The sequence below is a fragment of the Salinivibrio sp. IB872 genome (genome assembly GCF_001995345.1).
Taxonomy (GTDB): domain Bacteria; phylum Pseudomonadota; class Gammaproteobacteria; order Enterobacterales; family Vibrionaceae; genus Salinivibrio; species Salinivibrio proteolyticus.
The window spans coordinates 1-24,019 of the sequence record NZ_MUFO01000033.1 but is presented as its reverse complement, the minus strand read 5'-3'; the positions used below and the strand labels follow the sequence as shown (position 1 = coordinate 24,019).

Annotated in this window: 25 protein-coding genes, 2 tRNA genes and 2 pseudogenes; 18 read left to right on the top strand and 11 right to left on the bottom strand. The window is 50.0% G+C overall.

All coding sequences use genetic code 11. The features are described from left to right. The first annotated feature begins 23 nt into the window (after positions 1–23). Both ybaK and BZJ18_RS12845 read left to right on the top strand, forming a co-directional pair. Positions 24–503, top strand: a complete 480-nt coding sequence (gene ybaK, locus BZJ18_RS12850) for a Cys-tRNA(Pro) deacylase (RefSeq protein ID WP_077457316.1) — start codon at positions 24–26, stop codon at positions 501–503. Positions 504–515: 12 nt separating this feature from the next. Next, positions 516–1,130 carry a LysE family translocator gene (locus BZJ18_RS12845; protein WP_069587367.1) on the top strand — a complete coding sequence of 205 codons (615 nt, stop codon included), beginning with the start codon at positions 516–518 and terminating at the stop codon, positions 1,128–1,130. Positions 1,131–1,232: 102 nt separating this feature from the next. Here the strand turns inward: BZJ18_RS12845 and smrA are convergent, their stop codons facing one another. Both smrA and BZJ18_RS12835 read right to left on the bottom strand, forming a co-directional pair. Beyond that, positions 1,233–1,817, bottom strand: coding sequence for a DNA endonuclease SmrA (gene smrA, locus BZJ18_RS12840; protein WP_077457314.1), 585 nt, complete (start codon positions 1,815–1,817; stop codon positions 1,233–1,235). 147 nt (positions 1,818–1,964) lie between these two features. After that, positions 1,965–2,102 carry a DUF3149 domain-containing protein gene (locus BZJ18_RS12835; protein WP_069587366.1) on the bottom strand — a complete coding sequence of 46 codons (138 nt, stop codon included), beginning with the start codon at positions 2,100–2,102 and terminating at the stop codon, positions 1,965–1,967. A gap of 306 nt (positions 2,103–2,408) precedes the next feature. On the opposite strand from BZJ18_RS12835, the gene BZJ18_RS12830 reads away from it, so the two are divergent. Then, a tRNA-Pro gene (locus tag BZJ18_RS12830) sits at positions 2,409–2,485 on the top strand. A 140-nt stretch (positions 2,486–2,625) separates the two neighbouring features. Then, positions 2,626–2,702 (top strand) — tRNA-Pro (locus tag BZJ18_RS12825). Between the two features lie 55 nt (positions 2,703–2,757). On the opposite strand, the gene BZJ18_RS12820 is transcribed toward BZJ18_RS12825, so the two are convergent. Next, positions 2,758–3,195 (bottom strand): DUF411 domain-containing protein, encoded by a 438-nt coding sequence (locus BZJ18_RS12820; protein ID WP_077457312.1) that lies wholly within the window; start codon positions 3,193–3,195, stop codon positions 2,758–2,760. A 12-nt stretch (positions 3,196–3,207) separates the two neighbouring features. After that, on the bottom strand, positions 3,208–6,150 hold the full coding sequence (locus BZJ18_RS12815; protein WP_241824973.1) for a cation transporter: 2,943 nt from the start codon (positions 6,148–6,150) through the stop codon (positions 3,208–3,210). A 107-nt stretch (positions 6,151–6,257) separates the two neighbouring features. Here BZJ18_RS12815 and cueR point away from each other — a divergent pair, with 107 nt between their 5' ends. Next, positions 6,258–6,704 carry a Cu(I)-responsive transcriptional regulator gene (cueR, locus tag BZJ18_RS12810; protein WP_077457310.1) on the top strand — a complete coding sequence of 149 codons (447 nt, stop codon included), beginning with the start codon at positions 6,258–6,260 and terminating at the stop codon, positions 6,702–6,704. A gap of 21 nt (positions 6,705–6,725) precedes the next feature. On the opposite strand, the gene BZJ18_RS12805 is transcribed toward cueR, so the two are convergent. The 3 genes from BZJ18_RS12805 to tesA form a co-directional block, all read right to left on the bottom strand. Then, the gene (locus BZJ18_RS12805) at positions 6,726–7,580 is read right to left on the bottom strand and encodes a co-chaperone YbbN (RefSeq protein WP_077457308.1); all 855 of its coding nucleotides are present in this window, start codon (positions 7,578–7,580) and stop codon (positions 6,726–6,728) included. 392 nt (positions 7,581–7,972) lie between these two features. Beyond that, a complete protein-coding gene (locus BZJ18_RS12800) occupies positions 7,973–8,818 on the bottom strand; it encodes an SDR family oxidoreductase (RefSeq protein WP_077457306.1) in 846 nt (281 codons plus the stop codon). An 11-nt stretch (positions 8,819–8,829) separates the two neighbouring features. Then, positions 8,830–9,444: a multifunctional acyl-CoA thioesterase I/protease I/lysophospholipase L1 gene (tesA, locus tag BZJ18_RS12795; RefSeq protein ID WP_077457304.1), complete on the bottom strand. Its 615-nt coding sequence runs from the start codon at positions 9,442–9,444 to the stop codon at positions 8,830–8,832. Between tesA and BZJ18_RS12790 the strand changes: the two genes are divergently transcribed. Then, the gene (locus BZJ18_RS12790; RefSeq protein ID WP_077457302.1) at positions 9,443–10,129 is read left to right on the top strand and encodes an ABC transporter ATP-binding protein; all 687 of its coding nucleotides are present in this window, start codon (positions 9,443–9,445) and stop codon (positions 10,127–10,129) included. The two genes, tesA and BZJ18_RS12790, sit on opposite strands and share 2 nt — an antisense overlap. After that, entirely contained in the window at positions 10,119–12,560 is a 2,442-nt protein-coding gene (locus BZJ18_RS12785; protein WP_077457300.1) for an ABC transporter permease, read from the top strand. The genes BZJ18_RS12790 and BZJ18_RS12785 overlap by 11 nt, the downstream gene beginning before the upstream one ends. Before the next feature lie 133 nt (positions 12,561–12,693). Here the strand turns inward: BZJ18_RS12785 and BZJ18_RS12780 are convergent, their stop codons facing one another. Beyond that, a complete protein-coding gene (locus tag BZJ18_RS12780; protein WP_069587358.1) occupies positions 12,694–13,587 on the bottom strand; it encodes a TIGR01777 family oxidoreductase in 894 nt (297 codons plus the stop codon). Between the two features lie 235 nt (positions 13,588–13,822). On the opposite strand from BZJ18_RS12780, the gene BZJ18_RS12775 reads away from it, so the two are divergent. From BZJ18_RS12775 to BZJ18_RS12755, 5 genes are all read left to right on the top strand, one after another. Beyond that, positions 13,823–14,548 (top strand): DUF1538 domain-containing protein, encoded by a 726-nt coding sequence (locus BZJ18_RS12775; RefSeq protein WP_077457298.1) that lies wholly within the window; start codon positions 13,823–13,825, stop codon positions 14,546–14,548. Continuing rightward, positions 14,548–15,327 (top strand): DUF1538 domain-containing protein, encoded by a 780-nt coding sequence (locus tag BZJ18_RS12770; protein WP_077457296.1) that lies wholly within the window; start codon positions 14,548–14,550, stop codon positions 15,325–15,327. Before BZJ18_RS12775 ends, BZJ18_RS12770 begins: the two co-directional genes overlap by 1 nt. A gap of 9 nt (positions 15,328–15,336) precedes the next feature. Next, the gene (locus BZJ18_RS12765; protein WP_069587355.1) at positions 15,337–15,687 is read left to right on the top strand and encodes a P-II family nitrogen regulator; all 351 of its coding nucleotides are present in this window, start codon (positions 15,337–15,339) and stop codon (positions 15,685–15,687) included. Further along, positions 15,684–16,106, top strand: coding sequence for a CBS domain-containing protein (locus BZJ18_RS12760; protein ID WP_025674526.1), 423 nt, complete (start codon positions 15,684–15,686; stop codon positions 16,104–16,106). The genes BZJ18_RS12765 and BZJ18_RS12760 overlap by 4 nt, the downstream gene beginning before the upstream one ends. A gap of 212 nt (positions 16,107–16,318) precedes the next feature. Then, the gene (locus BZJ18_RS12755; protein WP_077457294.1) at positions 16,319–17,245 is read left to right on the top strand and encodes a hypothetical protein; all 927 of its coding nucleotides are present in this window, start codon (positions 16,319–16,321) and stop codon (positions 17,243–17,245) included. Positions 17,246–17,602: 357 nt separating this feature from the next. Here the strand turns inward: BZJ18_RS12755 and BZJ18_RS12750 are convergent, their stop codons facing one another. Together BZJ18_RS12750 and BZJ18_RS12745 are read right to left on the bottom strand one after the other, a co-directional pair. Then, the gene (locus tag BZJ18_RS12750; protein WP_077457292.1) at positions 17,603–17,923 is read right to left on the bottom strand and encodes a hypothetical protein; all 321 of its coding nucleotides are present in this window, start codon (positions 17,921–17,923) and stop codon (positions 17,603–17,605) included. After that, on the bottom strand, positions 17,910–18,284 hold the full coding sequence (locus BZJ18_RS12745; RefSeq protein ID WP_077457289.1) for a hypothetical protein: 375 nt from the start codon (positions 18,282–18,284) through the stop codon (positions 17,910–17,912). Before BZJ18_RS12745 ends, BZJ18_RS12750 begins: the two co-directional genes overlap by 14 nt. 383 nt (positions 18,285–18,667) lie before the next feature. Here BZJ18_RS12745 and BZJ18_RS12740 point away from each other — a divergent pair, with 383 nt between their 5' ends. Next, positions 18,668–18,865 carry a 3-keto-5-aminohexanoate cleavage protein gene (locus tag BZJ18_RS12740; RefSeq protein ID WP_198532243.1) on the top strand — a complete coding sequence of 66 codons (198 nt, stop codon included), beginning with the start codon at positions 18,668–18,670 and terminating at the stop codon, positions 18,863–18,865. 45 nt (positions 18,866–18,910) lie between these two features. On the opposite strand, the gene BZJ18_RS12735 is transcribed toward BZJ18_RS12740, so the two are convergent. Next, entirely contained in the window at positions 18,911–19,828 is a 918-nt protein-coding gene (locus BZJ18_RS12735; RefSeq protein WP_077457344.1) for an IS5 family transposase, read from the bottom strand. 430 nt (positions 19,829–20,258) lie between these two features. On the opposite strand from BZJ18_RS12735, the pseudogene BZJ18_RS12730 reads away from it, so the two are divergent. The 5 genes and pseudogenes from BZJ18_RS12730 to BZJ18_RS17590 all read left to right on the top strand — a co-directional run. Continuing rightward, positions 20,259–21,344 (top strand): annotated as a pseudogene (locus BZJ18_RS12730) (ISAs1 family transposase). Next, positions 21,317–21,616: pseudogene (locus BZJ18_RS12725) on the top strand (ISAs1 family transposase); the annotation flags it as partial. The pseudogenes BZJ18_RS12730 and BZJ18_RS12725, both read left to right, overlap by 28 nt. 103 nt (positions 21,617–21,719) lie before the next feature. After that, positions 21,720–22,766, top strand: coding sequence for an OmpA family protein (locus BZJ18_RS12720; protein ID WP_241824972.1), 1,047 nt, complete (start codon positions 21,720–21,722; stop codon positions 22,764–22,766). An 8-nt stretch (positions 22,767–22,774) separates the two neighbouring features. Beyond that, positions 22,775–23,578, top strand: coding sequence for an Ig-like domain-containing protein (locus tag BZJ18_RS17595; RefSeq protein ID WP_241824971.1), 804 nt, complete (start codon positions 22,775–22,777; stop codon positions 23,576–23,578). Position 23,579: 1 nt separating this feature from the next. Then, the coding region (locus tag BZJ18_RS17590; RefSeq protein WP_241824970.1) for an Ig-like domain-containing protein at positions 23,580–24,019 on the top strand (440 nt) is incomplete at its 3' end.

Sequence of the window (24,019 nt, the reverse complement as noted above, 5' to 3'; positions counted from 1 at the left end):
TGTTTTAGCTGTAGAGAAGCATGATGACACCAGCGATTAAATTAGCTGAAAAACATGGGATAAAGTTTAACGTTCATCAATATAAACATGATCCTAACAACCAACACTTTGGCGAAGAGGCGGTGCAAGCACTTGGGCAAGATCCTGCGCGGGTATTCAAAACGCTGTTGTTTTGCATCAATGGTGACAGTAAACAACTAGCGGTCGCGGTCGTGCCGGTGAAAGGCTCGCTCAACCTGAAAGCGGCAGCCAAAGCTGCAGGCGGTAAAAAGGCGGTGATGGCGGAGCCGGCGAATGCACAACGGGTGACAGGCTATTTGGTTGGCGGGATCAGCCCTCTGGGACAAAAGAAACGCTTGCTAACGCTACTTGACGCGTCTGCACAACAGTTTGAGACGATCTGTGTCAGCGCCGGTCGTCGTGGATTAGAAATAGAACTATCGCCAGCGGATTTGTTGGCGTTGACTGCGGGAAAGTACGCGGCGATCGGCGAAGAACCATAAGGATAATCCAGTATGACATTCACCATTTGGGCCTCATTGGCGCTTGTGTGTATGCTCGGTGCGATGTCGCCCGGGCCGAGTTTGGTGGTGATGGCGAAACATAGCCTCGCCAACAGTCGCTTACACGGTATTGTTGCGTCTTGGGCGCATGCGCTTGGCGTCGGTTTGTATGCGCTGATCACCATGTTGGGCTTAGCCGTGATCTTCAAACAATCGCCGTTACTCTTTACAGGGATTGCCTATACAGGGGCGGCTTACTTAGCGTGGCTTGGCGTCAAATCTTTGTTGAGCCAAGGTGGCGTGGCGTCCAAACTTGAAGCGGGTAAACCGGCAAGCTTAGGTGAGGCAGCGCGGGATGGTGCGATGATCTCGATGCTTAACCCCAAACTGGCGCTCTTTTTCATTGCCTTATTTAGTCAGTTTGTCGCCATTGGTACCGATTTTTTTAGTCGCAGTGTGATTGTTTTAACACCGCTACTGATTGATGGCTTATGGTATACCCTGATCGCGTTTCTGCTCTCCAGCGCCAGTGTGGTCGATAAGCTACGCCAACATGCCGTGTGGGTGGATAAGCTCTCAGGCGTGGTATTAATCGCGCTATCGGTTCGGGTGGTAGTGACGCTTTAAACCGCATAACGGCCGAAACATAAGTACAAAAAAAAGACTGGTGGCTCACCAGTCTTTTTTCTTTGGCGCAAGACAGCGCCGTATCGTGTTGGGGCACATTCGCTAGGCGCGGCGGCTCAAATGGCGCTCGCGCGTTTCCAATTTTTTCTCTTGGCTTTTTTTCAGCATCACGTAAAGCGCTCCCGAGCCACCTTGATGGCGCAGCGCCGAGTGATAACAAAGGACATCTGAGATTTGCTGTAACCACTGGCACACATAGCTTTTCATCATGGCCGGCGGGTTACTGCGCTCTCCTTTACCATGCACAATCACCACGGTACGAATATCCATACGCTGACATTGTTTTAAAAAGCGTAAAATTTCATCGCGCGCTTTTTCCAACGACATCTTATGCAGGTCGAGCCTTGCATGAATGTCATACTTCCCTAAACGCAGTTTACGGAACACGCCTTCTTGCACACCCGCGCGCTTATAGGCCATGACTTCGTCCGGTTTCACCATGGTGGCGTAATCCAACGACAAATACTCAGGGTCGCTGTCGGCCAGCTTTTGCGCCGCTTGCTGTCGTGCCAGCTGTGCTTCAGTTGGTTGGTGAGATGCCGGTTGGGTCTCTACTTTGTCCTGCTCAATGGGGTCAACGTCAGACATCATCTCGCGGAACAAATCAAACTCATTTTTATCACTCATCGCTCTTATGCCATGTGTGGTTTGATACGATTTGGGGACAGTATAAACGAAATAAAAAAAAGAAACCCAGAGCCACATTCTGTGACCAACCATGTGACCCTGGACTAAGCAAGAATGCTTAAAGTTAGGTAGGCAATAAAAAACAGGTTACTGAGGTTTGGACGTCATCACTTTGTAGATGAAGTAACCACCAAAAAAACTGATTAAGCCAAATGTACAGATGATGACAATCATGGATGACAAGCCGACTGCATTGCCGAAAAGGAGATCAAGCCAAAAGTCCATAGTCTGTACCCTCGTGTCCGTTAATGTAGGGTCAGAATGCCAATAGGCAGTTAGTTGAATACTGATCAGGATCAAGTCAGAGAGGTGAACAAATAATAAACATATGTTAACGGGAATTGGATCACAGTCTCTGCGTAACTGACGTTTCTTTCACCGCTTAAGCGTGAACAAGAAAAAATTTATCGGACAGGGCTTGAGGTTTCGGTGGGCTTGAGTATTATAGGCCACCTCAGCGCGGGGATGCACTTGGTCGCATAGCCCTTCGCTTGACAAGATAAACGTCAATTCGTAAAACTTGTCATATGTCGGTGAATAGCGCAGTTTGGTAGCGCATCTGGTTTGGGACCAGAGGGTCGGGGGTTCGAATCCCTCTTCACCGACCACTATTCAGTTAGTGGAGAGCGCATTTAGTCGGGGTCCGTAAGCCGATCCAGCGGAAGGCCGCCCCATCGAAGTCCTCTTCACCGACCACTATTTTAAACTGAGTGATCGAAGGTTACTTAGTTGACGTAAAAAGCATTAACGGTGAATAGCGCAGTTTGGTAGCGCATCTGGTTTGGGACCAGAGGGTCGGGGGTTCGAATCCCTCTTCACCGACCAATACAAAACCTCAGCCTCTCGGCTGGGGTTTTTTCGTTTTATTGCAGGTGAGTACTTAAGGCTTAGGATAGTGCTGGAAAGCCTCAGTATGACCTGTTTCGTCAAATGCCATCACCGTATATGGCTGGTGACGATCGCCATATTCCATACCCGGCGAGCCGATCGGCATGCCGGCAACAGCGAGACCTTCATAGCCTGTATGGGTGGCAAGGAGCTTTTTCACTTCCTGTGCGGGCACATGGCCCTCAATCACGTAGCCGTTGATGCGAGCAGTGTGACATGATTGCATGTCGGCAGGCACGCCCATCTCTTGTTTGACGGCCGCCATATTGTTGTGCGGTTTAACCTCCAGCTCAAAGCCGGCTTGCTCCATGTGCTCAACCCAATCGTCGCAACAGCCACAGCTGGGCGATTTATACACCACACCGCTCGCGGCCATCGCTGAGGCACTCATCAGGCCTACGGTTGCTACAAGTCGTTGTAAACGCTTCATTATCGCTCCTTGTTACTTCTCGTCTGATTTTATTTTGAAAAAACGTAGTCGATTGGCGTTGGTCACCACAGTGATCGAAGACAACGCCATTGCGCCACCCGCGATCACTGGGCTGAGCAACATGCCGGTGAATGGATAAAGGATGCCGGCAGCGATCGGGATCCCCAAGGTGTTGTAGATAAAAGCCCCAAAGAGATTTTGTTTCATGTTGCGTACCGCGGCTTGAGATAGCCCAATAGCGTCTGCCAAGGCGCCAAGGTGTTGGTGCATGAGCGTAATTTGCGCGCTTTCTATCGCAATGTCACTGCCACTGCCCATCGCCACACCGACATCGGCTTGTGCGAGTGCTGGGGCGTCATTAATGCCGTCACCGACCATCGCCACACGCTTGCCTTGCTGTTGCAGCTGTTGAATTTGTTCCGATTTACCATCGGGTAGCACCCCAGCAATCACATGATCGATGCCTAGCTGACGACCAATGGCATTGGCGGTATCTGGGTGGTCGCCAGAGAGCATGATCACTTCAAGCCCCTGTTGTTGCAGGCGAGCGATCGCGTCTATGGCATCATCACGAATCGGATCACTGACACCAATCAGCGCTTGCACACTGTCTGCATTGGCAAGATAGATGGCAGTCTCGCCACGCTGAGTCATGGCGTCGATGTCACTTTGATAGGAGGCAGTCTCGATCCCTTGTGCGTCCATCCAGGCTTGGTTGCCAATGAAGTAACGCGTACCATCAATTTGCGCCTGGATCCCTTTGCCAGATTCACTGTTAAAGTCATTTGATGTCGGCAACGCAAGTGCCTGCTGCTTGGCATAGCCAACAATCGCTTGGGCCAATGGGTGCTCGGAGTGTTGCTCCAGCGAGGCGGCGATCGCCATCAAACGCGCTTGGTCGCCGTTAATCGCTTTTACATGGGTCACTTCCGGCTGGCCGCGTGTCAATGTCCCGGTTTTATCAAACACCAAGGTGTGCAGTTTTGCCGCGGTTTGCAGCGCATCGGCATCACGGATTAAGACCCCGACTTCGGCGGCGCGACCCACCGCAGCGGTAACGGATAGAGGGGTCGCCAAGCCAAGCGCGCAGGGGCAGGCGATGATCAACACCGTGGTCGCGGTGACCAGCATGTAGCTGACCGACGGCTCTGGACCGACAAAATACCAGATAGCCGCGGTAACAATGGCAATGGCGACCACGATAGGCACAAATACCGCTGAAATACGGTCGGCAAGCTTCGCCAGTTCAGGCTTACTACTTTGCGCTTCGCGCACCAAATCGATAATACGCGCCAACATGGTATCGCTACCCACACCAGTGGCTTTAAACGTCAGGCTCCCTTTTTGGTTGACTGTCCCCGCGTGCAGCGTGTCTCCCTGCTGTTTGCTGACCGGCACGGGCTCACCGGTGAGCATCGACTCATCAATATAGCTGCTGCCATCAATCACTTCACCATCCACAGGGACTTTGGCACCCGGTTTCACACGCAGAGTCATGCCTTTTTCCACATCACTTAATGGGCGCTCGGTTTCTTGGCCATTTTCAATCACTAGGGCAGTGGGCGGTTGCAAATCAAGCAGCTGGTCTAGCGCTTTGGAGGTATTGGCACGTGCGCGCGCTTCAATCGCATGGCCCAAGCTAATCAAACCAATGATCATTGCCGAGGCTTCAAAATACACATGACGTGCTTGTTCAGGGAATAATGCCGGTGCCACGACGACGGCGGTTGAGTACAGCCACGCCGCCCCCGTGCCGAGCGCGACCAAGGTATCCATGGTGGCGCGTTTGTGCATCAACGCTTGCCATGCATTTGCGAAGAAGTGTCGACCACCGGTTGCAAGCAATATCAGCGTTAGCACGGCAATCACGCCCCACGCCCACTGATCTTGGGTCGATTGAATGGTCATACTGCCACCCAATATCCCCCATGCCATCAGTGGTGCGCCAAGCCCTAACCCTGCAAGGGTACTGCGTTTAAAGCTTTTCAGCTCAGAGGCTTGTTGAATCTGTTGGCGTTCTCGGCGGTCATTATCATCTTCCACCTTTTCGGCGCCATAGCCTGCGTTTTCTACTGCTTGAATAATCGACGCTGCTGTCGCATTGCCTTTGACAATGGCACTACGCTCAGCAAGGTTCACGCTAACATTGGCCACGCCGTCCACACTGCTGATAGCAGTTTCAACACTTTTGACACAGCTTGCGCATGTCATGCCGGATAACACAAACTGCATGCGTGAGTGGCTGGATGAAGGCTCAGTGCGCGTCTGGGCTTTGGCTTGTTGGTCAACCTCGGCGGTCTCGGTTTGCGGTTGATGTGGCTCGGTTGATGAGGACGTTGCTTGGCTGGGATCGATGAGTGTGGCCCCAAAGCCCAACGATGCGATCGTTTCAATCAGCGTCTCGGCGCTGAGCGTCGTGCGCACGGTCGCCGCGTCTTTGCTGGCTTGATAGTCAAAAACGGCATCGTTTTCATCGAGCGCACGCTCCACTTTCGCCACGCAGTGACCGCAGCTTAACCCCGACAATGCCAATTCATGCTGATAACCGACTTGATAGCCAAGGTTCTCAATGGTTTGGATGATGGAGCCCAAGCTCAAGCTGGTATGAATATCTGCATGGGTTTTAGTTACCGAGTGCGAAAACACGGTGGGCAGGGCATCCAATGCCGCTTCCACTTTATCGACACAGCGTCCACAGTTCAGCCCACTTAACGCTAAGGCATGACGAAAACCGGCTTGATATCCCAGTGCCTCGATCGCATCGACGGCCTGTTTAAGCGTCGCTTCAGGGTTATCTCCGAGCACTTCCAGCAAGATAGCTTGTGTATCCGCCTTTTCTATGCGGGCGTTATCGACTGTTCCCACTGCTTGGGTCACTTTTTTCACACACCCGTTGCAGCTCAGCCCGTCGAGAGGCAAGGTGTAATAAGTCATGGTGGTATCTATGGTTGTCATTTCCGCTCCTTAATGATCACAACACGGCGCACGTGTTGGGGAAACGTCGCAACATCGAGTAAACTGAACCATAAACCTTATAGCTACTGGAAGGTCAAGGAGCGAGAATGAAAATTCAGCAAGTCGCCGAAAAAACCGGCTTAACCACCAAAACCATCCGCTTTTACGAGCAGAAAGGGCTGATCACGCCGCCACACCGCGCCGACAATGGGTATCGTGATTATCGCGCGCAGCACGTGAGTGAGTTGCAAATGATCCGTCGGGCGCGATTGGTGGGGTTTACCTTGGAAGAAAGTGCGGATTTGTTAGCGTTATCGCGCGATCCTTCTTTACGCAGTGCCGATGTGAAGGCACGCGCCGAGAGTAAATTGATGGAGATCGATGAAAAAATTGCCGAGCTGGCGGCGATGAAAACCACCCTTCAAGCGCTTACCCAAGCGTGTCCCGGTGATGGTGACGCGCAGTGCCCGATCATCGAAGCCCTGCGCGGAGACAGTGAGCTAGGCAGCATTGGTCTTACCGAAAGTCAGTGCTGCCAAGCGTCGGCGAAATAGCTGCCAAGCGTGGGTAAAAAATCAGTACAGTAGCGAATACAGTTGACGGCGATAACGTGAGGCAATTTCGTTGCCTTGACCCAATGCGGCCAGAATATCCATCAAGGTTTTCTTCGCCTCTCCATCGGCGTGATTCATATCGCGACGGAGAATGTTCATCAGCAGCTCAAGTGCGTCTTCGCTACGATTGATTTGGTTAAGTTGCACCGCAAGCTCATAGGCAATATCTGCATTCTCTGGGTTCTCGGCCAGTGCATCTTGCAAGTTGCGGATCTCTGGCGCGTCAGCTGCTTGATTGTGCAATTCAATTTTCGCGATCAGCCCTTTGTAGGTCGCGTCTTGATCTTGCATCAACACCGTATCGAGCACGGCTTGCGCTGCATCCAACTGCTGGGTCTCGACSAGACATTCGGCCAGCGCCAGTTTAAAGTCTCCCTTCTCACCGTGGCTGCTTTCAAGGGGTTTTAGGATCACCAAGGCATCGGTGTAATTGCCTTCCGCCATCAATTGACGCGCTTGGTCAAACGCTTGATCTTCTGGGCTTGGCAGGTGCTTATTCAGCATTTCGCGCACCGTCTCTTCATTTTGCGGGCCGGCAAGGCCATCCACCGGTTGACCATCTTTAAACAGAGCCAGCGTTGGCAGTGCGCGGACGCCAAACTGGGCGGCAATCAGCTGCTGCGCTTCACAGTCGATCGTGGCGAGCGTAAAGGTGCCGTGGCTATCGTGAGCCACCTGCTCGACAACCGTTTTCAGCTCAACGCTTTCGGGCATCATGTTTGCCCAAAAATACACCAGCACCGGCGTGCGTGAAGAAGACTCAAGAATTTGCTGAAAATTATGTTCGGTTAATTCAACGATATAGTTTGCGTGCATCATGGATCCCGACGAAGTGTGTTTGCAATAAGGGTGGGGGCAAATGCGTCGAAATTCAAGCAGCTGAGATACGAAAAAGCCACCCAAGGGTGGCCTATTTCGTCGGTCTGCAAGCGAGTCCATCAAAGATGACGAGTGCGGGTTACAACACGAGCACCACGCACAAAGCGACGCTCAAGCAGAGCCAGTTCAATTGATGCAAGGTCATCAGCCGGCTCCTGTTGTTTATTATTGTCGGTGTTATTGGCTTGGCAGCTTGGCTGCCAATGAAGGAAAGCGTGTCAGCAAGTGGCCGCTTCCACTCATGCAAGCTAGATTAATCGCGATCTATGACATTGATGTGACAATTGCGACATAAAACACGTTTTTTTTGCGATCATCTTCCCATTGCATTAACTGCCTTTGAGCAAGACCCGATCGAGCCAACGGCTGGGAAGGAGCCGTTTGAGGATTGCCATCCACACTGTTGGTTGCGTTACGCGATAACGCACCTTGGGACGCGGCGAGAACAGCGCATGCGTCAGTGGTGCAACGAGCGCGTCGGCGGGCAGGGTATATTTGTTGCCGCCTTCGTCTGCAGCAAGACGGTCGATTTGGCTTTGATATGCGTGCTGGTGGCGACTTTTATTGGGGTCGACCCAGTGTTTAAAGGCGCTGAGCGCATTGGCACGAAACGCGGTTTCAATTGGACCAGGCTCAATCAAGCTCACCTTAATGGGCGTATCGCTCAGCTCTAAACGCAGGGTATCGGTCCAGCCTTCGAGAGCAAACTTGCTGGCGTTATAGGCGCCGCGATATTTCAATGCCACGATGCCCAGCACCGAGCTATTTTGCACAATGCGTCCCTCGCCGAAATTGAGCAGCATCGGCAACAAGGCTTGGGTTAAATGGTGCCAACCAAACACATTGGTCTCAAACTGGGCGCGTAAGGCATCGGTGGGCAAATCCTCCAGCGCGCCCGGTTGGCCGTAAGCGCCGTTATTAAACAGTGCAAAGAGTTTGCCACCTGTCATTTGCTCGATTGTGTCGACCGCTTGGTTGATGCTGGCCGTGTCTGACACATCTAACTGAATACAGGTTAAGCCTTCTTGCTGTAACCGGCTGACATCGTCTGGCTTTCGGCAACTGGCAATCACCGTGTGCCCTTGCTCATGCAAGGCTTTGGCGCAGGCATAGCCGATGCCGGTGGAGCTGCCGGTGATTAAAATGGCGTTATTGAGCGGTGAGGCAGTGTCCATAAGATCCTCATTCATGATTGTGGCGCGTCGGACAAATAAGGCGCGAGCTTTTCCGCCATAAAATCGGCAATCCAAGGTTGTGCTTCCGGCATCGGGTGAATGCCATCATCACGCATCCATTCAGGCTTTTGGATCACAGTCTCCATAAAAAAGGGCAGCAAGGGGGTTTGTGTTTGCTCTGCCAGTGTAGGATAAATATCAGCAAATCCTTGTGCATAGCGCTGGCCATAATTTGGCGGAATTTGGATTTGTACCAATAAAGGCGTGGCATCGGCCGCGCGAGTTTGGGTGATCAATTGCTCAAGGTTGTCTCGTATACGGTTAAATGGCCAACCGCGTAGGCCATCGTTGCCGCCGAGTTCAATCAGCACCCATTCGGGCTGGTGGCGTTCTAATAATTGCGGCAGACGCTGCAGGCCATTGGCGGTGGTGTCGCCGGAAATGCTGGCGTTAATCACCTCAACCTCGACATTATGTTCTTCGAGTGCGCGCGGCAGCTTAGCAGGCCAGGCTTGTTCAGCCGCCATTTGGTAGCCAGCGCTTAAGCTGTCACCAAGAACAAGGAGCGTTTGTGCACTGGCACTGCTCACCCACAAAAAACACAACAAAGTAAGGATGCGTAACATGGCCTCTCCTGTTATTCGAGCCGAAAAAATTGCAAAACATGTCGTGACACGCGAACAGCCGCTTACCATTCTGCAGGATGTCTCGCTACAAATCGAGGCAGGCGAGTCGATTGCATTGATGGGCGTGTCCGGCGCAGGAAAATCCACCTTAATGACCTTGCTTGCAGGACTAGATACGCCCAGTGAAGGCGAGGTCGATCTGCTCGGCCACAAGCTTTCCGCCTTAGATGAAGATGCGCGCGCGGCGCTGCGGGCCGAATCGGTGGGGTTTGTGTTCCAAAGTTTTTTACTGGTGCCGTCACTGAACGCGCTTGAGAACGTGATGCTGCCGCTGACCATTCGTGGTGAGGAAGAAGACGAAACCCGCGCCAAGCAACTGCTGGCCTCGGTGGGCTTGCAAGGGCGCGAAAGCCACTTGCCGTCGCAACTCTCTGGCGGGGAGCAACAACGGGTGGCCTTGGCACGTGCGTTTATTATTCGTCCGCAAGTGCTGTTTGCCGATGAACCGACCGGCAACCTTGACCAAAAAACCGCGGCGACCATCATCGATTTATTGTTTGAGCTGAACGAAAAGCATGGCACCACCTTGGTGTTGGTTACTCACGATCCGGCGCTAGCAAAGCGTTGTCAGCGTACCTTGATGATGGACAGCGGCAAGCTACAGGAGCGAGTGAATGGCGAGTAAAAACGGACTACTCAATCGCTGGGCGTGGCGTGAACTGTTACACGGGCAAATTTGGCCCGTGGCGGTGGCCTTGGCACTGATCATCACCTGTGTGTTTGCGCTATCAGCATTGGCCGATCGCATTGAAAACGTGCTCACCCAGCAAGGGCGTAACCTGATTGCCGCCGATACCGTGCTGCGCACCCGTCACCCGCTTAACACCGAGCAAATCGATGCGTTCAAACAAGCCGGCGCCACAGTATCTGCCCAAACCCGCTTTGGCACCATGGCATTCAGCGAGCAAAAGATGCAGCTGGTGAGCGTGAAAGCGGTGGATAGCCTTTATCCGCTGCGCGGCGATTTGGTGCTGGAGCAAAACGGCCAAGCCATTGGTGGTGACCGACGCATTCAACCCGGTGAGCTATGGCTGTCGGAGCGGGTGTTTAGCTTGCTGGATGTGAAAGCGGGCGACACCGTATCGATTGGTAACCTCGATTTAACGGTGAGCGGTACCTTGGCTGCGGAGCCGGAACTCTCTTTTAACCCCTTTAGCCAAATGCCTGCGGTCATGATGMATCGTGATGATGTACCTGCCGCTGGCGTGGTACGCGAAGGCAGTCGGGTGCGTTATCGCTACTTTTTAACCGGTGACGAGCCCAGCCTAAGCGCGGCTAAAGCCAGCTATACGCTGCAAGATGGTGAGCGCTGGGTGGATGAAAACACCTCCGATCGCACTGGGGATATGCTGGATCGCAGCCGTCAGTACTTGTCGTTAACCGTGGTGCTGGTGATTGTGATGGCCGCGGCGACGTTAACCTTAACTTGTCAGCACTATGCTAAAAGCCGCGCGGATTTGGTGGCGATGCTAAAAAGCTTAGGTGCCAGCCAACAATGGGTGCGGCGCTGGTTGGCTCGGCAGTTAACCTTATTGTTTGTCCTTGCTACCGCCGTGGGCTTGGCTGCCGGGTACACGCTTGAAGTGTTATTGCGCTTGCCGCTGACCGATGTGCTGCCTTCACCGCTACCAAGCTATGGCTGGGTGCCTTGGGTGCTTGCGCCCGGTGTCGCGCTTTTGGTGGCGCTGCCTGCCTTGGGCGTGCCGCTGCTTAAATTGCTGGATGCGCCTGCGTTGGCCGCGGTGCAATCGCAGGCTGCCCGTGGACGTCAACGTCGCGGCACTGCGGCGATCTTAATCGCGGTGCCAGTGGGAGCACTTGCACTGTGGGCGTTCGACAACACTTTGCTATGGACAGTGCTGGGGGCGATGGCAGTGATGATCGTCTTGCTGGCGCTGGCAGGGTTAGGCTTGCTCCGGTTGGTGAAATCACGGGTGCGTGCCCCTTCGGTGAAATTGGCCCTTAGCCGAATTACCCGCAACAAACTGGCTAGCAGCGTGCAATTAGGGGCGCTGGCGATCTCCTTTATGCTGTTAGCTATCATCTGGCTGCTGCGCACCGATTTGCTCGCTGATTGGGGACGGATGCTGCCGCCCGATGCGCCCAATGTGTTTGCGCTGAATATTGCTCCGAGCGAGCAGCAAGACTATGTGGATGAACTCGATGACGCCAGCTTGATGCGCTCTGATGCCTATCCCATAGTGCGTGGCCGGCTGGTGGGCAAAAACGGTGAGCGTTACCAGATCCCAACCGATGAAGTTGAGCGTGATGAAGTGGATGAAGCACTACGTCGCGAGCTTAACTTTACGTGGCGAGACAGTTTGCCGTCGCACAATGAGGTGATTGCCGGAGACTGGCCAACCGAGAATGGCGTGTCGGTGGAGGCAGACATTGCCGAGCGCTTGGGGATTGATATTGGCGACAGCCTGACCTATAGCGTGACCGGCCAAGACTTTACTGCCACGGTGAACTCGATTCGTGAAGTCGAGTGGCGCAATATGCGGCCTAACTTCTACTTTGTTTTCGACCGCGAGACGCTTGCCGATAAACCGGCTAACTGGCTGGTGAGCTTCAGGCTTGATGAATCACAAACGCCTTTGCTCAATCGCTTGGCACGGGAGTACCCGACCGTTACGCTGCTTGATTTGCGCACCATGAGCAGTCGCATTCAATCGATTTTGCGCCAAATTGGCTTGTCGCTTTCGGTGTTAGCGGGGCTGGCAGTGATCAGCGGCTTGCTATTGCTGCTCACCTTGCTGCGTATCAGCCTGAGTGAGCGTCAGCAGGAGATAAACCTCTATCGCACCTTGGGCGCGAGCCGCACCCGTATTCAGCGCACCTTGTGGAGCGAATATGGCGTGATGGCCTTTGTATCGGGCCTGATGGCGGTGTTGGGCGCGGAAGCGGCGATGGTCGGCCTGCTGAAATGGGGCTTTGAAATGGAGGTGCGCCTGCATCCTGAGCTTTGGGCGGTATTGCCGGTGTTGGCCGTCGCGCTGGTGTTTGTCACGGTCGCCTCAATGCTGCGCAAACTGATTGATCCGCAGCGGCGTTAATACGGGGCGGCGGATAAGCGTTCGCCTTTCATATGCAAAAAGCGGGTATCAATTTTTTTGATGCCCGCTTTTTTGTGGAGAACGCCCGAAAAATCTAACCAGCAACACGCTTAGGCGAAAAGCGAATGGGCGATTAAAACAGTGACGCCATCGCCTCTTCTACTTTGGGGTGTTGGAACTTAAACCCTGAATCTTCAAGGGCATGGGGCAGGGCACGCTGGCTATCGAGCAGCAAGTGCGAGGCTTCCCCCATCATGGCCTTAATCGCCACGGTAGGCACAAAGAAAAGGTGCGGGCGTTTTAAAGCACTGGCTAGCGCCTGACTAAAGCGTTTATTGGTGACCGGCTCTGGCGCGGTACAGTTAAACGGCCCTTGCAACGCAGGCGAGTCGAGCAAATGAATGATTGCTGCGACCATATCATCAATATGGATCCACGGCATGTATTGCTGGCCTTTTCCTATCGGGCCACCAAGGCCAAGTTGGTAGGGCAACATCATCCGTTTTAGCGCGCCGCCTTCGGCGCTTAACACCACACCGGTGCGCAGCAGGCACACTCGCGTATGTTGCGAGGCGCCTTTTAAGGCAATTTTTTCCCACTGATGACACACATGCTGGGCAAAATCATCGGCATGGACCACCAAGGTTTCATCGAACGGATGATCTTGCTGATCGCCGTAGTACCCCACTGCCGAGCCGCTAATAAAGGTATGGGGTGGCGTGCTGCTGGCATGAATTTTCTCGACCAGCTTTTCTGTTAGCCCCCAACGGCTGGTACAAATGATCCCTTTTTGCTGCTCGCTCCAACGCTTATCGGCAATTGGCTCACCGGCAAGGTTAATCACAGCATCAAAATCATTCAGGTGGGGAAGGTCGTCAAGACGCTCTATCGCGGCGACCGAGTCCCCGAATACCTTTGTCACCTTTTCTTTGTCGCGCGAGAGCACGGTGAGTTGATGTTGAGGCTGCAGCTTGGCGACCAAGGCTTTGCCAATCAGGCCCGTGCCACCTGTGATTAAAATATTCATGCCTAGAGTCCTAAAAGGGTGACGAAATCTCTGCTGTTAACGCTAAGGGGCTTTTCCACTAAGCGCAAGTGGTTGCTTTGTATCCTGTTACGTGTGGCAGCGAAAATTGGTTTGATCGCGCAGTTTTCTGCTTTGTCACTCGCACCGCACATTGGGAGTGCTAACATAAATAGGCATATAAACACTGTGCCTTTTCAAGGTCGATGCTCGTTACGCAGGGAGTCATGTCACCCACATGCAGGCGTTGTTCAAATCACTACTTGGCAGTTTTCGCGATCTCTTACCCATCATTTTAGTGATTGGTTTCTTTCAAGTGGTTGTCCTTAACCAGCCATTGCCCAATTGGTTATCCATCACCATTGGGCTAGTGCTCGTGGTCGTTGGGCTGACTTTATTTGTGTACGGCTTAGACATGGGGCTGTTCCCGATTGGCGAATCGATGGCGCATTCGCTGGCTCACAAAGGCAGTTTAGGATGGTTAATTGCGTTTGCCTTCCTACTTGGCTTTGGCACCACGATTGCGGAACCTGCACTCACCGCGGTGGCGGCGGAAGCGGCTGATGTGGCCGCTAACGGCGGGATGATAAACACCACTGAGGCAGCCAAAGACAGCTACGCCAATGGGCTGCGGCTAACCGTGGCGCTTTCTGTCGGCTTTGCGATTGTGCTTGGCGTAGTGCGGATTATTAAAGGTTGGCCGATTCACCGCTTAATTATCGGCGGTTACTTGCTGGTGGTGGCGATGACTATGGTGGCACCACCTAGCATTATCGGCATTGCTTATGACTCGGGTGGGGTAACCACCTCCACGATTACAGTGCCATTGGTGACCGCGCTCGGCGTGGGGCTAGCAACTGTGATTAAAGGGCGCAACCCGATGGTGGATGGCTTTGGTTTGATTGCGTTCGCCTCGCTATCACCGATGATCTTTGTGATGGCTTACGGCATGGTGGTGGCGTGATGGATGGTCTGCGCCTGTTTATCGACACCTTTTTCTCCACCGTGCGCGATGTGATCCCGATTATCGCGATCATCTTTGGCTTTCAACTCTTTGTATTGCGCAAAGCGCTCAACAACCCCAAACGGATCTTTCTCGGTTTTTTCTATGTGATCTTGGGCTTGAGCCTGTTTTTAATGGGGCTGGAGCTGGCGCTATTCCCGCTGGGATCGTCGATGGCCGAGCAGCTGACCGCTCCCGATTTTGTCGGCGCGGCACTCAAAGCAGGCGGCGAGATCGATTGGCAAGCCTACTATTGGGTGTATCTGTTTGCCGCAGCGATAGGTTTTAGCACCACGGTGGCCGAGCCCTCATTAATTGCGGTGGCAATCAAAGCGGCCAAAGTGTCGGGCGGAGCGATTCGAGTGAACGGCTTGCGGGCCTCGGTGGCGCTTGGCGTGGCAATGGGAATTGCCTTGGGATGCTATCGCATTGTGGTGGGCGACCCGCTCCATTACTACATCATCACCGGCTATGTGGTGGTGGTGATCCAAACCTATTTTGCCCCACCGTTTATCGTGCCCTTGGCCTATGATTCTGGAGGGGTGACCACCTCAACCGTCACCGTGCCCTTGGTGACGGCGCTGGGGTTAGGGCTAGCCTCTACCGTACCGGGAAGAAACCCGATGCTTGATGGTTTTGGCTTAATTGCGTTTGCCAGTTTGTTTCCGATGATCACCGTGATGGGCTATGCCCAAATCACAGCCTATTTACAGAAAAAGCACGCACAGCGTTCATCGTAAGGAGAGCCTATGCGGTTCAAATTAATCATGGCGTTTATTGAAGATGCCAAAACCGATGCGGTGCTCGATGCCGCCAGACAAGCCGGCGCTACCGGCGCGACCATCATTAACAACGCGCGTGGCGAAGGCTTGGTGAAAAAGAAAACCTTTTTAGGGCTGACGCTGGATGTGCAGCGAGACGTGGCCATCTTTCTGGTGGAAGAGCACTTATCACGCGCTATTCTCGAAACCATTAATGATGTAGGCGAGTTTGATGCCACCTCCGGCAGTGGCATTGCGGTGCAAATAGATGTGGAAGATGCCGTGGGCGTAGCCCACCAAATGCGAGAATTAACCGAAGTGGTGAAGGACGAGTTATGAAACAACATAAAACGGTAAGAGATGTGATGCATGCCCATGCCGTATGTATTGATGGGCTCACCACGGTCGAAGAAGCGATCCGCATTGCACGCGAACAAGAAGTGAAAGCGATTATCGTCAATAAACGCGATGAGCATGACGAATTCGGCATTGTGTTAATGAACGACATTGCCAAAAAAGTGCTCGCCAAAAACCGCGCCCCATCACGGGTCAACGTTTATGAAATTATGACCAAACCCGCGCTTAGCGTCTCTCCCAATATGAATGTGAAATACTGCGCCCGTTTATTCGAACGCTTCGGCATCAGCCGCGCCCCCGTTATTGAAAACGGCCAAGTTCTCGGTATGGTCAGTTATAACCTGATCGTTATCTACGGCATGCTCGCTGAAGAAGTCGAGAGTCAGCATAGGAAGGACTGAGTAAAAGCGCCGAATAGCGCTTTTTTTATTATCCATATAGCCCTATTGCATTGATCTTAAATATATTATTTGTCAAGTTAACTAATGTTCTCGTGTTCCTATATTAAAATCACGTTTCCGAGCTATCAAAGAGATGAAAATACTACTTTTTTTTACATTAGCTATTATTTTTCCAATTGTGCTTATTTTTTTTGTNCTTCTAGGTGTCATTGATGATCTGGCATGGCAAAAAATCGATAACATTGTTTGCTGCAAGTAGCTCGGCTTTAGCTGCAATTTCAACATCAGCAACATTGATTTTTATTGTTTTACAAGGAAAAAAGCAAAATGAGTTGTGGGAGTTTCAAAAACATCAAACTCACAAAGAAGAGTTCTTTAGCCTGTTAAATAGMGTAGAAAATGAGACCTCATTCTCTTTTTACAATAAGACGGCAATGTACAAACGTTTTTTTCCTAGTAGCAAATTAGAGAGTTTCAGCAATAAGGTTAATGAAAGTCTGATATCAGAGATTAGGTTGCTTGTTAAAGACGCAGAAGAGAGTGTTAATGAGGGAGGTGTCGGAAAGTTCGGTGTTAATATTACTCTTATTCAGGCTTTTTTAAATATTAATCCGAGTCATAATCTTAGCGTAGGAGATGTGATTCATATAGAGAGTAATAGAGTTATTTTTAATATGTATGAGCCAGACGATAAAATAAAACAGTTGGAAGACTGTTTAAGTAGAATCCTGGATTTCTGTGGTGTCGATAGTAAGTTGTCTTTGCACCAAGCTGTAAATGATAAGCATGCTTTATTTTTTGACTCCTTAATGATCGAAATTCAAAGTCATAGCACTGGCCTTTTTGTTGTCCATCCTGTTAAAAAAGGTGCAGATCAGTGCTTTCATATGATTAATAAAGCGATTCTTGATGTAAAGAAAGGAAAGGTAACCTTTTGGTATTTGGTTGATAAATTTAAATATCCGAGTAAAAGGTTTATTTATAGTGCTTTAGAGGATACAAATAAATCTTATCACTTGATGAGGAATATTCTTCATGGTTTGTTATTAAGCGAAAATGATCCTGATAAAAAAGAGGCTTTGAGAAACGAATTTGAGCCAATGGTGAAATATCTAGAAAAATTAATGAAATTTGACTGAGCGTTATTTATCTAATGCGCTGGCTGGAGGGGGAGGTGTTAATTAAAAATTATTTTAAACCTAATTTGTCGGTGATAAATGCGGGATCGGCCGTTTGCACCGCTTCTTGGTTGTCCAAGAACGCTGCTGGGTCAAAAGTGAGAAGCTTTGCGTTTGGAGCGTTTAGCATAGGTCTGACTCTCCTTGGCACCAGATTACCGCTTGAGTGTAGCTTATCCGTGATTTGTTTTGAGTGCGCCTAATACCAAAAAGCCCGCACTTTTCAGCGCGGGCTTGAGCATTTCAGTATGTTTAGCTTGGAAGCCTGCCAGCGAGTGATACGTCGTCAGAGATGATTAACGTTACATTGCCTGATTCTTAATGCCAGTGCCCATAGGGTATGTCATTTGGATCTTTGGGTAGCTTTCTCAAGCCATACTCGTCTTGCAAGTAAAGCTTCTCAAAGTTCCTTCTTTGCGCACCATACTGTGGCAGTTCTCTTAAAATATTGACTAAATGCTGAACTTGCGGATCGTTAAATCGTCGACCTTGCATTAAAAAGTCCTGAAGCACCGGTATTAGTTCTTTATAGAGTTTTTCAGCTTCGTATTTATCATCAAAAACTCCCTTCATCATTTTGAATAGGGTAAAAAATGGTGCGCCAGCTCTCAGCTCAGAGACGATTTTAGCTACGTTCACGCTTTGATTCCTTAAAGAGAAGAGTAAAAATAATCACGTTTATTACAATGTCATAGATTAAAGTTGACATTAGGTCGCTTGGGTTTTGCTCTGAGTATTTAAAATATGGATAGATATAAGACGCGAGGGTGATGAATACTGATAGAAACGCAATAGAAATCAGCTGTTTTTTAGTAAACAAAGATACGTCTTTATAAATGGAAAACAATGCGATAAGGACAAAGTAGCCGATGAACATGCTTAGTGCGCTTAATCCTTTCTCTACAAAATCACCAATGTATTGATAGCCACTAGTCAGTGATATAGCGAGAGTGATAAATAAGAATGTGATTAATGAAAGGTATTTTTCAGATTTACTCATAAATCCTCTTCGATAAAATGTAATGAGTTGGCATGATTGTTTTTCCTAATATGATGTCATATATGGGATTGATGCCTAAATATACCAACCGTTTTGGCTAAAAGTGACTGCATTGGTGTTTTTTTGAATTGACATCTCATATTTTCTAGTTGGAATTATTTTTTTAGCAAAAATTTAAAGATCAAGTTCGTTTAATTAACAAAAAGACTTGATGTTTATCTTGCTTTCCACCGCTTTGGTTAAGTTGAACTTCATCCCACACCTTACAACATTAACTTCCCACAATGTCTCTTTATGCGTCTTTTATGTCGCGTAGTGTCAAGTTGTGGCGTGTTATTCCGGACACACTGTGGCCAGTTTAATCAAGCGACAAGAGGCTGAACATGAATCGCAGCGTCATTCTTACCTGCGCCGTTACCGGTGCGGGCGATACCACGGGCAAAAACCCCAATGTGCCAATCACGCCAAAACAGATTGCCGATAACTGTATTGAGGCGGCGCGTGCTGGTGCCAGTGTCGCTCATATTCACGTGCGTGATCCTGAAACGGGCGGCATTAGCCACAACATTGGGCGTTTTTGATAAAATCAGTCACCTAACGCACTGATCCCAATGGGATTGCTCCCATCAATCAACTCGGAAACTAACAGGCATACCGAGTCTTATGACTTTGTTTATCGCTTTCACGTTGACTAATGTTTCACCAACTTGTGCATTGTAAGTGCGCAGAGTCAGCTTAGGGCTGAGTAACGTTTTGTATCGAAACATGCTAGCTTCTGATAGAGAGCATAGGTGATAACCCTCTTCTTGTTTCCTGTCTTCCAAGTCACCCGATTTCAAGGCGCTGACGGCTGCATTGCGAGGATGATCATTCTCCCAATAACCCGCATTGCTGCGCGGTGGGATGGTCGGTTTGATGCCTTTTCTCCTGAGCACCTGATGACACGCCTTAGTATCATAAGCGCCGTCAGCACTGACTTGGGCGATTTTTCGGCGTAACGGGTTGAGCAGTGTCGGCAAGGCTTCATTGTCACCAACAGACGCTAAGCTAACGACGGCAGAAATCACTTCATGTGTACTGTCGTCAATCGCAAGATGCAGCTTGCGCCAAACACGGCGTTTTTCCTTGCCATGTTTGCGCATTTTCCATTCTCCCTCGCCAAACACTTTTAAACCGGTGGCATCAATGACGACGTGAGCAACGGGCCCACGACTGGGTAATCGGTAGTTAACTTCAACCGTCTTCGCCCGTTTACTGATACAACTGTATGACGGCGACTTTAGCGGTACGTCCATCAAACCAAATATCGAGTCGAGAAAGCCTTGAAGGGCGCGAAGAGGGAGCTTGAAAATGCCTTTAACCATCAGTGCTGTTTCAATGGCACCATCGGTAAACGTAAAGCCTCTGCCTCGTTTGCCATGATGCTCTTTGCAGTACCAAGTCTGGATAGCGGCGTCATCAACCCAAAAGGTAATCGAACCACGGTTAACCAATGCCTGATTGTATTGCTTCCAATTGCTGATTTTGTACTTGGCTTTGCTCATCATTGGTGACCTGTTTTGAGGCGTTGATGATCTGATCGCCGCTAGAGTGATAAGTTCAATGATTTGGGAAACAACGCCTATTTGAACAACAACGCATTTTTCATTGCCTTCTACTGATAAAGAAGTTAGTATTTGCACCAGGGAGAGATCGCGAACATTTTTTAACCAAAAAAGGATCGGTTTGACGATCACCTTTGGCTGTGATCATATAGGCCGATTCTAAAATAGTTCGGGATAGATACCGTGGATATCGATACATTTAAAGACTACTTCAGTGCNCGCATTTTTCATTGCCTTCTACTGATAAAGAAGTTAGTATTTGCACCAGGGAGAGATCGCGAACATTTTTTAACCAAAAACGGATCGGTTTGACGATCACCTTTGGCTGTGATCATATAGGCCGATTCTAAAATAGTTCGGGATAGATACCGTGGATATCGATACATTTAAAGACTACTTCAGTGCCGTTGATGATAACCGCCAGAGTGCCAAGATAACCTACCCACTTTTTGACCTGCTCTTTGCTTCATTGTGCGCCGTTATTGCGGGTTCCAAAGGATGGTACGATATTCGGGAATACATCCTAGGGCACCATGAGTGGTTTAAGCACAACGGCATGTTTAAAGACGGTATTCCTGCCGACGATACTATCGCACGTGCCATTTCCACGATTGAACCGAGCGCCTTTCAAGCCTGCTTTATCGATTGGATGAAAGCCGTCCATCAAATGACGGATGGTCAGGTGGTCGCGATCGACGGTAAAACCCTAAAAGGCTCGTAAAACCGTGAAGATAGAAGCAGTACGATCCACATGGTCAGTGCGTATGCCAGTGAAAACCATCTGGTGCTAGGTCAACTCAAGACTGAAGAAAAAAGTAATGAAATCAGTGCTATTCCCGAGTTAATCCGTCTGCTCGACTTACGTGGTGCGCTAGTCACCATCGATGCCATGGCTTGCCAAACGACGATTGCCAAGACGATTCTTGAGCAGGGTGGCGATTACTTATTAGCGGTGAAACAAAATCAAGGCAAGTTAGCGAACGCGATCACCGCGGCATTCAGTGAGCAGCGCCGAACCTTCAATGACGATGTTGTGTTTGAACATGGCCACGGTCGTACTGAGTCGCGCCAGTGCTATGTAATTGATAAAGAATGTTTATCAGGCGACTTTACTCGTTGGCCATCACTACAAAGCCTTGTCATGGTTGAGTTTTTGCGTGTTGAAAAAGGGCGTCCGATGTCGCTGGAGTATCGCTACTATATCAGCTCAAAATCACTGACTGCCGATGAGGCAAGCCGTGCTATACGCTCGCATTGGGGCATTGAAGCTATGCACTGGGTGTTAGATGTCAATATGGTTGAAGACGCCTGCCAGATTTGTAAAGACAATGGCGCAGCGAACGTAGCCTGTCTGCGACACATGGCCTCAAACATGGTGCGGGCAGAGCCAACCAAGATTAGTTTTGTGTCCAAACAGAAGCGTTGTNTCGCTACTATATCAGCTCAAAATCACTGACTGCCGATGAGGCAAGCCGTGCTATACGCTCGCATTGGGGCATTGAAGCTATGCACTGGGTGTTAGATGTCAATATGGTTGAAGACGCCTGCCAGATTTGTAAAGACAATGGCGCAGCGAACGTAGCCTGTCTGCGACACATGGCCTCAAACATGGTGCGGGCAGAGCCAACCAAGATTAGTTTGGTGTCCAAACAGAAGCGTTGTCTCATGAATACCAGCTTCTTAGAAAAGGTTTTAGCCGCAGGCATTCCAGCAATGGTTGAAAAATGAACACTCATGCGCTCGCCCTGGTATTTGTACTGTTATGAACATATACATCGCCTCGTTTGAATTTACCTAGAAGTAATCAATTACATAATGGACTGCTCAATGTGTGAGCGTTGCTAGTACCATTCATCCATTCGGTTATATTATTATGAAAAAAATTATTCTGCTTACGACCCTTTGTAGTTGTAGTGCTCATGCATTTGCTGCGACTGGCTCACCTCAGTATTTTTTAGGTGCAAAAGGCGGCTACCAATGGGCTCAAGACGATAACTACCACCATTCAGACCCTGGTAGGGCTATCTGGGGTATCTATAGTGGCGTGCAGTTCTCACCCTCTTGGGGTTGGGACGTTGGCTATCAATATCACGATGAACTAAAGGCGGACGCTACATCCGTCAATGTTAAAACCTGGTTGATTGAAAGTGCTCTTCGTTACGATTGGTATCTACAAGATAACCTGAGTCTGTATGGCCGATTGGGTGTGGCTTATTGGGATATGGAAAAAGCACAACCTCCGCTAGATAACCTTGATTCGACGGGCTTCTCTCCTCTTGGAGAGGTGGGCGCGAGGTATAACTTAACGCCTAGTCTCAGTTTGTCAGCAGGCTATCAGTATATTGATGGTATCGGTAAATCAAACACCGGTAAATACGATAGCCATGCGGCTATGATAAGCCTTGCCTACACCTTTGGGCGTAAAGTGCAATCGGCGCCAATCGAAACGACTCCAGGTGTTGAAAGCACCCCCGAACCTAGAAAGGAAGTTATCGATAGTAAGTCTCAGCCCAAGGTATTGACTTTTTCTGAAAAAACTATCGAGGGCGGTTTCGGTTTTGATTCTGWTACGCTTAGCGATAACTTTGTTCAATCGTTAGGTGAGGTAGCTTCTGTCCTAAAAGCTCACCCTCAAGTTCAAGCGGTTCTTGTTGGATACGCAGATTCGACGGGCACTGAGTCCTATAACCAAGCGCTATCTGAGCGCCGCGCGCAAGCTGTGGCGTTGCAGCTTGTTGATTTGGGTGTAAATCAGGAGCAGCTTAAGTGGCGAGGTGAAGGTGATTCGAATCCAATTGCTGATAATGCAACCGAAGAAGGTAGAGCTCAAAATCGCAGGGTTGAAGTCACCATTCCAAATTTCCAGTTTGAAGAGTAGGCGGGATAATGAGTAAGTTTTTTAAAAGAGTGTTGGCATTGGTAATATTACCGCTATCAGTGTTGCTTTCCGGTTGTAATTCAGAAAATGCATTTTCTGATGGTAAAGAGCCATCAAGGCCTGATGGGGTGAAATTAGAGCGTATAGATATCGTTGCATCGCCAATAAAAACACGTGGCGTGAGTGAGTTGACGCTTGCGAAAGATCTCCAGCAATCATTTGAGGCTGTTGGTCATTACTCAGACGGTACATCTCAACCGTTTACGGATTTAAGTGTGCTTGACTGGGATTCTAGTGATTCAGAGGTTGGGAGTTTTGATGTTCCTGGGGTGTTCAAAGGCGATGAAGTGGGTAACACGACAGTCACGGCCAGCAAAGATGGCGTGACCAGTAATACGGTGAATGTGAATGTTTCATCCGCGGTCATAACGGCAATTCAAGTAACCCCTTCACCTGTGAATGTTGCGAAAGGCCAGACTCAGCAGTTAACGGCAACAGCGACATTCAGTGATGGGACGTCCTCTGATGTTTCTGATTCAGTGACGTGGGGAGATTTCGATACGGCTACKGCTACCGTGTCATCAGCAGGGTTATTGTCTGCGGTTGAAGTGGGTAATACGACCCTCACGGCCACGAAGGATGGCGTGACCAGTAATACGGTGAATGTGAATGTTTCATCCGCGGTCATAACGGCAATTCAAGTAACCCCTTCACCTGTGAATGTTGCGAAAGGTCAGACTGAGCAGTTAACGGCAACAGCGACGTACAGTGATGGTTCGTCCTCTAATGTGTCNTTTGTTGTCGGGTGTTGAAGTGGGTAATACGACCCTCACGGCCACGAAGGATGGCGTGACCAGTAATACGGTGAATGTGAATGTTTCATCCGCGGTCATAACGGCAATTCAAGTAACCCCTTCACCTGTGAATGTTGCGAAAGGTCAGACTGAGCAGTTAACGGCAACAGCGACATTCAGTGATGGGACGTCCTCTGATGTTTCTGATTCAGTGACGTGGGGAGATTTCGATACGGCTACGGCTACCGTGTCATCAGCAGGGTTATTGTCTGCGGTTGAAGTGGGTAATACGACCCTCACAGCCACGAAGGATGGCGTGACCAGTAATACGGTGAATGTGAATGTTTCATCCGCGGTCATAACGGCAATTCAAGTAACCCCTTCACCTGTGAATGTTGCGAAAGGTCAGACTGAGCAGTTAACGGCAACAGCGACGTACAGTGATGGTTCGTCCTCTAA

Excerpts from the sequence above, each read along its gene's own strand:
- tesA (WP_077457304.1), bottom strand. The coding sequence starts at position 9,444 with ATGTTACGCATCCTTACTTTGTTGTGTTTTTTGTGGGTGAGCAGTGCC.
- BZJ18_RS12765 (WP_069587355.1), top strand. The coding sequence starts at position 15,337 with ATGCGGTTCAAATTAATCATGGCGTTTATTGAAGATGCCAAAACCGAT.
- BZJ18_RS12735 (WP_077457344.1), bottom strand. The coding sequence starts at position 19,828 with ATGAGCAAAGCCAAGTACAAAATCAGCAATTGGAAGCAATACAATCAG.
- ybaK (WP_077457316.1), top strand. The coding sequence starts at position 24 with ATGACACCAGCGATTAAATTAGCTGAAAAACATGGGATAAAGTTTAAC.
- smrA (WP_077457314.1), bottom strand. The coding sequence starts at position 1,817 with ATGAGTGATAAAAATGAGTTTGATTTGTTCCGCGAGATGATGTCTGAC.
- BZJ18_RS12835 (WP_069587366.1), bottom strand. The coding sequence starts at position 2,102 with ATGGACTTTTGGCTTGATCTCCTTTTCGGCAATGCAGTCGGCTTGTCA.
- BZJ18_RS12780 (WP_069587358.1), bottom strand. The coding sequence starts at position 13,587 with ATGAATATTTTAATCACAGGTGGCACGGGCCTGATTGGCAAAGCCTTG.
- BZJ18_RS12845 (WP_069587367.1), top strand. The coding sequence starts at position 516 with ATGACATTCACCATTTGGGCCTCATTGGCGCTTGTGTGTATGCTCGGT.
- BZJ18_RS12770 (WP_077457296.1), top strand. The coding sequence starts at position 14,548 with ATGGATGGTCTGCGCCTGTTTATCGACACCTTTTTCTCCACCGTGCGC.
- BZJ18_RS12740 (WP_198532243.1), top strand. The coding sequence starts at position 18,668 with ATGAATCGCAGCGTCATTCTTACCTGCGCCGTTACCGGTGCGGGCGAT.
- BZJ18_RS12815 (WP_241824973.1), bottom strand. The coding sequence starts at position 6,150 with ATGACAACCATAGATACCACCATGACTTATTACACCTTGCCTCTCGAC.
- BZJ18_RS12745 (WP_077457289.1), bottom strand. The coding sequence starts at position 18,284 with ATGAGTAAATCTGAAAAATACCTTTCATTAATCACATTCTTATTTATC.
- BZJ18_RS12820 (WP_077457312.1), bottom strand. The coding sequence starts at position 3,195 with ATGAAGCGTTTACAACGACTTGTAGCAACCGTAGGCCTGATGAGTGCC.
- BZJ18_RS12760 (WP_025674526.1), top strand. The coding sequence starts at position 15,684 with ATGAAACAACATAAAACGGTAAGAGATGTGATGCATGCCCATGCCGTA.
- BZJ18_RS12775 (WP_077457298.1), top strand. The coding sequence starts at position 13,823 with ATGCAGGCGTTGTTCAAATCACTACTTGGCAGTTTTCGCGATCTCTTA.
- cueR (WP_077457310.1), top strand. The coding sequence starts at position 6,258 with ATGAAAATTCAGCAAGTCGCCGAAAAAACCGGCTTAACCACCAAAACC.
- BZJ18_RS12790 (WP_077457302.1), top strand. The coding sequence starts at position 9,443 with ATGGCCTCTCCTGTTATTCGAGCCGAAAAAATTGCAAAACATGTCGTG.
- BZJ18_RS12800 (WP_077457306.1), bottom strand. The coding sequence starts at position 8,818 with ATGGACACTGCCTCACCGCTCAATAACGCCATTTTAATCACCGGCAGC.